This window comes from Clostridium sp. OM02-18AC (assembly GCF_003481825.1).
Lineage (GTDB): Bacteria > Bacillota > Clostridia > Lachnospirales > Lachnospiraceae > Brotaphodocola.
The window spans coordinates 1-6,202 of record NZ_QULW01000033.1; the positions used below are offsets into that span (position 1 = coordinate 1).

At 48.6% G+C, this 6,202-nt stretch carries 5 protein-coding genes and 1 pseudogene; all 6 read right to left on the bottom strand.

Annotated features, from left to right (window positions below):
* Positions 1–84: 84 nt before the first annotated feature.
* On the bottom strand, positions 85–1,821 hold the full coding sequence (locus DXB18_RS15795; protein ID WP_118708874.1) for a phospho-sugar mutase: 1,737 nt from the start codon (positions 1,819–1,821) through the stop codon (positions 85–87).
* Positions 1,822–1,999: 178 nt separating this feature from the next.
* Complete coding sequence (locus tag DXB18_RS15800) at positions 2,000–2,983, bottom strand: spore coat protein CotS (protein WP_118541349.1); 984 nt, start codon at positions 2,981–2,983, stop codon at positions 2,000–2,002.
* 93 nt (positions 2,984–3,076) lie between these two features.
* Complete coding sequence (locus DXB18_RS15805; RefSeq protein ID WP_347560047.1) at positions 3,077–4,303, bottom strand: CCA tRNA nucleotidyltransferase; 1,227 nt, start codon at positions 4,301–4,303, stop codon at positions 3,077–3,079.
* 67 nt (positions 4,304–4,370) lie between these two features.
* Complete coding sequence (locus DXB18_RS15810; protein WP_118708876.1) at positions 4,371–5,066, bottom strand: MBL fold metallo-hydrolase; 696 nt, start codon at positions 5,064–5,066, stop codon at positions 4,371–4,373.
* Between the two features lie 6 nt (positions 5,067–5,072).
* Complete coding sequence (locus DXB18_RS15815) at positions 5,073–5,903, bottom strand: glycerophosphodiester phosphodiesterase family protein (protein ID WP_118708878.1); 831 nt, start codon at positions 5,901–5,903, stop codon at positions 5,073–5,075.
* Positions 5,900–6,202: pseudogene (locus DXB18_RS15820) on the bottom strand (hypothetical protein); the annotation flags it as partial. The gene DXB18_RS15815 and the pseudogene DXB18_RS15820, both read right to left, overlap by 4 nt.

The window sequence follows — 6,202 nt, forward strand, 5'->3', positions numbered from 1 at the left end:
GATTTTTTAGTTTAAAAGAGCGTGTGAAAAATGATTTCTCATTTTTTCACACGCCCTTTGATTTACTGTGCAATATTGTTTATATTACAGCAGCTTGTCCACTTCCCCCATCAGCGCTTTTCCAAGTGCCTCGGACTTCGCATCTGCATCCTCTAAGGAAGTTCCCTTGATTCCGTAGTAGAACTTGATCTTCGGCTCAGTGCCGGACGGACGGATGCACAGCCATGCATTGTCGTTCATGTCGTAGTAGAGCACGTTGGAGGACGGCAGACCGGTCGGTGTTACTTCTCCGGTTGCCATGTTGCGGATGGTGTCGTTCTTGTAATCTCTTGCGGAGAGTACCTTGTAGTCACCAAAGCCTTCCGGTGTGTTGTTACGGAAGTGTTCCATAATGGACTGGATCTTTGCCAGACCTTCGATGCCGGATAAACCAATGGATTTCACGGCGTCTTTGTAGTAGCCGTATTTCTCATACATCTCTACCATGGCATCCCACAGAGTCATGTTTTTGGTCTTGTAGTAGGCAGCTGCCTCGCAAAGGGCAACGGTTGCGGATACAGCGTCTTTATCACGGGCATAGGTGCCGATCAGGCAGCCGTAGCTCTCTTCCATACCGAACATATAATGGCCAACGCCGGTGCGCTCCTCTTTTAAGATCTGCTGGCCGATCCACTTAAATCCGGTCAGGCACTCTACCAGCTTGCAGCCGTAGGAAGCAGCCACTGCGTCGATGAGGTTCGTGCTTACGATGGATTTTACGACTTCGCCGTCTGCCGGAATCGCGTTCTTTGCAGCCTTCTGGCTCAGCACGTACTCGCACAGCAGGGAACCGGACATATTACCGGTAAGGGAAATATATTTACCGGATTTGGTGTCTTTTACATATACGCCAAGACGGTCTGCATCCGGGTCCGTTGCAAGAACGAGGTCTGCGTTCTTCTCCTCAGCCAGCTTTAAGCCCAGGGCAAATGCCTCTGCTGCCTCCGGGTTCGGATAGCTTACGGTTGGGAAATCGCCGTTCGGAAGTTCCTGCTCCGGTACTACATAAACATTCTCGAAACCAATCTCTTTTAAGACTCTGCGCACCGGGATGTTGCCGGTTCCGTGAAGCGGGGTGTAAACGATGGTGATATCCTTCTGCATCTTGTCGATCGCATCCTGGTTTACAACCTGTGCTTTGACATGTGCGATGTATTTGTCGTCGATTTCCTTGCCGATCACCTGATAGAGACCTGCTGCCATGGCATCCTCTGCGCTCATGGTCTTTACGGTGGACAGATCCTCGATGGCAAGAACCTCTTCGGTTACCCCTTTGTCGTGCGGCGGAGTAAACTGTGCGCCATCTTCCCAGTATACTTTGTAACCATTGTATTCCGGCGGGTTGTGGCTTGCCGTTACGTTAATGCCAGCGATGCAGCCTAACTCGCGCACTGCAAAGGACAGCTCCGGAGTCGGACGAAGAGACTCAAACTTATAAGCCTTGATGCCGTTGGCTGCCAGGGTACGTGCTGCTTCATCTGCAAATTCCGGGGACATATGTCTGGAATCGTAGGCAATGGCAACGCCTTTCTTGCTGCCGCCCTGTTTGATGATATAGTTTGCCAGACCCTGGGTCGCGCGGCGCACCACATAGATATTCATGCGGTTGATTCCTGCGCCGATAATGCCGCGCAGACCGGCAGTGCCGAACTCCAGATCCATATAGAAGCGCTCTTTGATCTCGTTTTCATCATGCTCGATTGCCTTTAATTCTGCCTTGGTATCCTCATCGAAATACGGGTTAGACAGCCATTCCTGGTAAATCTTCATGTAATCCTTCATAAAAAACTTTCCTCCTGTGCTCCCTCTTAATTTCATGCTGTAACTGCCAAATCTCCTCACAGTTACCACTGTTTTTATTATACCTCAGTAAAGAAAAAAAGGAAAGCTGAACCTGTCTTCATTGTCAATTTATGAACGACAAAAGACGACAGATTTCTGATAATTTTTCTATTTATTTTCAAAACAGACTCTCCAGAAAGTGTTTTCTCGCATGCTGCTGCATCTCCAGATTTTTCAGTTTTTCTACATTTTTATCCGGAATCCAGGCTTTGTTGGCATTGTAATAGTAATTCAGCTGTTTCCAGTATTTTTCTGGATATAAAAACAGATAATACAGATAGTTCCGGTCTTCTTCCGTCATGGGCAATACCTCATGATAAGCCTCAAGCATGGCATTTCCCAGAAACGCATTCCATCCATGCTTCTCCATCACTTTCCGCATAAACCGGTACAGATCGCTCATCTGCTGCCCAAGATGCATCTGGCTGAATTCAATGAATGCCGCCATTCTGTTTTCCTGCATCGGCAGAATGTGGTGCTGGTCTAAATCACCATGACACAAAAAGAGCCGGTTTTCCGCTTGATCGTGATCCAGCGGCTCCAGCCCTTGTTCTGCCTGCAGTGCCTGATGATAATACTCATCGAAACTTTGCATGACACGTAATTCAAATTCTGTTTTCTTTCGTTTTCCCCGAATAAAATTCCGCACCCGTTTCATTTCCCGGTTGTGACGCGCCATCTCCTCAGAAAGATCAGGCGGCACCGTAGAGCCCAGGCTCCATGCCTCCTGCCAGGGGATTTTCTGAAGTCCTTTATGAAGCCGGGCAATCTGGCGGACGCAAAAAAGGATTTCCCGCCGCTCCCGCAGGCTGCATTCCCGCTCGGTAAACCAGTGTTTTAAAACATACCGGACTCCATCCGGACCTGCCGTCATCAGGTTTCCTTCCAGATTTCTTACATAACGGTCCATCCGGCAGATTTCCATCTGCGAAAGTTCTTCCTGCACTGCATCCTCAAACTCCAGACGCGTTTGAGATCCCCGGTACTCTTTTAAGAGCCGGAGACCGTCCGGATACTCACAGATCCAGGCTCCGCGTCCGCGCCGGACGTTCAACACTTCTCCTTCGTACTGCTTCAAAACCTCCAGATAACTGTCGATCACGCTCACCCCTCCACTTCATGCACCAGCAAACAGGAAGATACTCTCCAACCTATGAAAAGATTTCAGGGATTATACATTTCTGCCATAAATTTCCTATCTGTGCATATCTGCAAGAAGCTTCAGAAGCGTCTCCTTCTCATTATCCTGCGGCACCTCAAGCACATGCTCCAACAGCTCATGCAGCATGGTCCCCATCTCTTTGCCCGGCTTCACCCCGGCGGCAATGAGATCCTGGCCCTTTACGGCAAGCTCTTTTAAGCTTAAGCAATCGCCGCGTCCGCGGATCAGGGCAACCAGAGCACGAATTTCCATTCCATAGCCATTTAACTCCATCAGGCTGTCCCAGACCTCCGGCTCCATGCAGCTCATCATACGGCGTACCTCGGCTTCATCGGCCGCAGGGGTTACATCTGCCCAAGTCACCAGGGTCTTTACCCTGGACACTGTTTCATTGTCCAGCTTTAAATCCCGAAGTACCCGCACTGCGTTTTCCGGACTGTTTCCACAGCGAAGAAAGGCTGCCCAGCGCACATATTTTTCTTTCGGCAGCGCTGCAGATACCCGGGCATTCTGCCAGTCCAACGCGGCAAAGGCCGGTGACACATAAGTACTGATGCCGGTCTCATAGACTTCGCGGATCTTTTCCGGATGCTCAGAGCAGAGAAGCTTTGTAAGCTCCATCTGGATGCGCTCCTTGCTCACCTTTGCCAGATTCGGTGCGATCACGGAAATTGCTTCAAAGGTTTCTTTCTCAATCTCAAAATCAAGCTGCGCGGAAAAACGGATAGCACGTAAAATGCGCAGTGCATCCTCCGTAAAGCGCTCCATGGCATTGCCCACACAGCGGATACGGCGGGCTTTTAAATCTGCCACACCGTCAAAGGCATCCACGATCCCGGTCGCATGACTGTAGGCCATGGCATTGATGGTAAAATCCCTGCGGCGCAGGTCTTCCAGAAGATCTGAAGTAAATTCCACCTGCTTTGGATGACGTCCATCCTCATACTCACCGTCAATGCGATATGTCGTCACCTCATAACCGGTGCGGTCCATCATGATCGTTACTGTGCCGTGCTGAATGCCGGTGTCGATGGTTCGGCGAAACAATGCCTTTACCTGCTCCGGCCTTGCAGAAGTAGTAATATCCCAGTCGCCGGGTTTGCGTCCAAGCAGGGTGTCACGCACACAGCCGCCTACCGCAAAGGCCTCGTAGCCGTGGCTGTTTAACGTATGAATGATCTGCTCCACATGGGCAGGAATCTGCATGCTGTTCATATCGTAAATCTCTCTTTCCTGTTTGTTCCAACATTTCAGAATCATTATAAGGGTCATCCTGAAAAAAAACAAGAAAATCCTCCGAACTTGAACGTCCGGAGGATTTTCCTGTTCAGATTTTCACCGGCTGCATGACCTGGCAAAATCCCATTGTCTTTAATTTTTCCGTGAAATCTGTTGTAAAATGCATACAGTACACATATTTCCTCAGATCTTCCGGAATATCGCGCTCCAGTTCTTCTAATGGACAATGCGAGCGATGGCCGGAAGAAAATTCCGCAGTATCCTGATAAATCCGGATGATCTCTCGATTTCGGAATTTTTGAAGAATGGATTCCGGAATTTCATAAGAATCCCCACTGTAATATATGCTCTCCCCGTCGCACTCGATCACATAACCATAACAGCGCATATCATCTGCATGTCTGACCGGAACCGCATTGATGTTTAACTTACCGTCTTCCAGAGCATGGCACTCCAGCCGGTGATAGGCCGCGCGGTCAATCCCCATCAGATCCAGAAGCTGCCACAGCCCGGGATCAGGATGCATGACCATCACCGTTTTTCCCAGCACATAATATGCATATGAAATAAGCGACGGCAGACTTCCCACATGATCTGCATGCAGATGCGTGATCAAAATCAGGATTTCATCATACTGTCTCAGAAGATCTTTCTGATACAGCTTCAGAAAAACACTTTCTCCGACATCCACAATGTACAGCTTTCTTCCGATCGTAAAGTATGCACTGGTGTTTCCATCCAACGGATTAAACGCGGAACCACAGCCCAAAAAATTTAACTTCATACCTTATCACTTCCGATAATTATTTTCCCTGAGATAATTGACACAATGCATGGTCCAGTCTGTCTGGATAATATCAAAGCCCTTCTGAGCAAGCCATCCCCATCCCTGAGCCGGATCTTCCAGCAGTGAAATATCATCGGAATGCCCTCCCGCCAGCGGCACACGGCTGGAATACAAAATCGCGTTGCCCCATAAAACACGACCTTTCTTCTTCTGTTCTTCCAGGTAGGCTTCCTGCACGATCGGTGACTGCTCTGTCTTAAACACAAGTTCTGCTCCGGCATAATGAATCTTCATTTTTTCGATTTTCTCTGAAGCATGGTCCTCCTCCATAAAGATCGGCATATAATCGATATCTGATGCATATGCTTCGATCAGTTTCAGAGACTGCTCCGAAGGATCGCTCTTCATCAGGATCTGGTCTTCCATTCCATGTCTGCGCACCATTTTCATGACAGGCTCAATGATGCCGATGCTTCGGTCCAGATTCATTTTGCATTTTCCCTTTAAATGCTCCAACACCTCGTCAAAGGTATTGACCGGAAGAAAGGTTTCGATCAGATCACAGTTGCACAGACGCATCTGCTTAATCTCTGCTGCCGTGTAGGTTTCAATCTTGATATGATGATCCAGATGACTTGGCTCCATTCCGGTATGGAATACAAAAATTTCACCATCCGCACTCTGAAAGAGATCCATCTCCAGAATGTCTGCACCCTCCTTCAGGGCAATATCAAACGCTGCAATGGAGTTCGGAGGAATATTTCCTGCGCTCGTTCCTCTATGGGCCGCAACCAATACTCCCTTTTCCTGTCTCAGCTCTTTTATTGATTTCATGATGCTTTCCTCCTGCTGTTTTCTTTTGCAAAAAATGATTTTATGGTCTGGATTCCATGATATCGACCAAGCCACAGGGCGATCGTAGAAATGATCATCAGGATTACTGTGTATACAAATGCTATAGCCTGGGCATCGATCGTTGCTGTCTCATCCGTGGCCATTTTAATCACAATGCCGAGCGGCTGATAGGAAGGATGATACAGGAATACTGACAAATCGTACTCCGATAACAATCCAGTGACATACTCCCACCACTTAGCTAGCGCCTGAAGTGGGGGCTTCTCGTTCGATTGCCC

What these genes read in the sequence shown, in the direction of transcription:
- DXB18_RS15815 (WP_118708878.1), bottom strand. Translation starts at nt 5,903, where the DNA reads ATGAAATCAATAAAAGAGCTGAGACAGGAAAAGGGAGTATTGGTTGCG.
- DXB18_RS15795 (WP_118708874.1), bottom strand. Translation starts at nt 1,821, where the DNA reads ATGAAGGATTACATGAAGATTTACCAGGAATGGCTGTCTAACCCGTAT.
- DXB18_RS15805 (WP_347560047.1), bottom strand. Translation starts at nt 4,303, where the DNA reads ATGATTCTGAAATGTTGGAACAAACAGGAAAGAGAGATTTACGATATG.
- DXB18_RS15810 (WP_118708876.1), bottom strand. Translation starts at nt 5,066, where the DNA reads ATGAAGTTAAATTTTTTGGGCTGTGGTTCCGCGTTTAATCCGTTGGAT.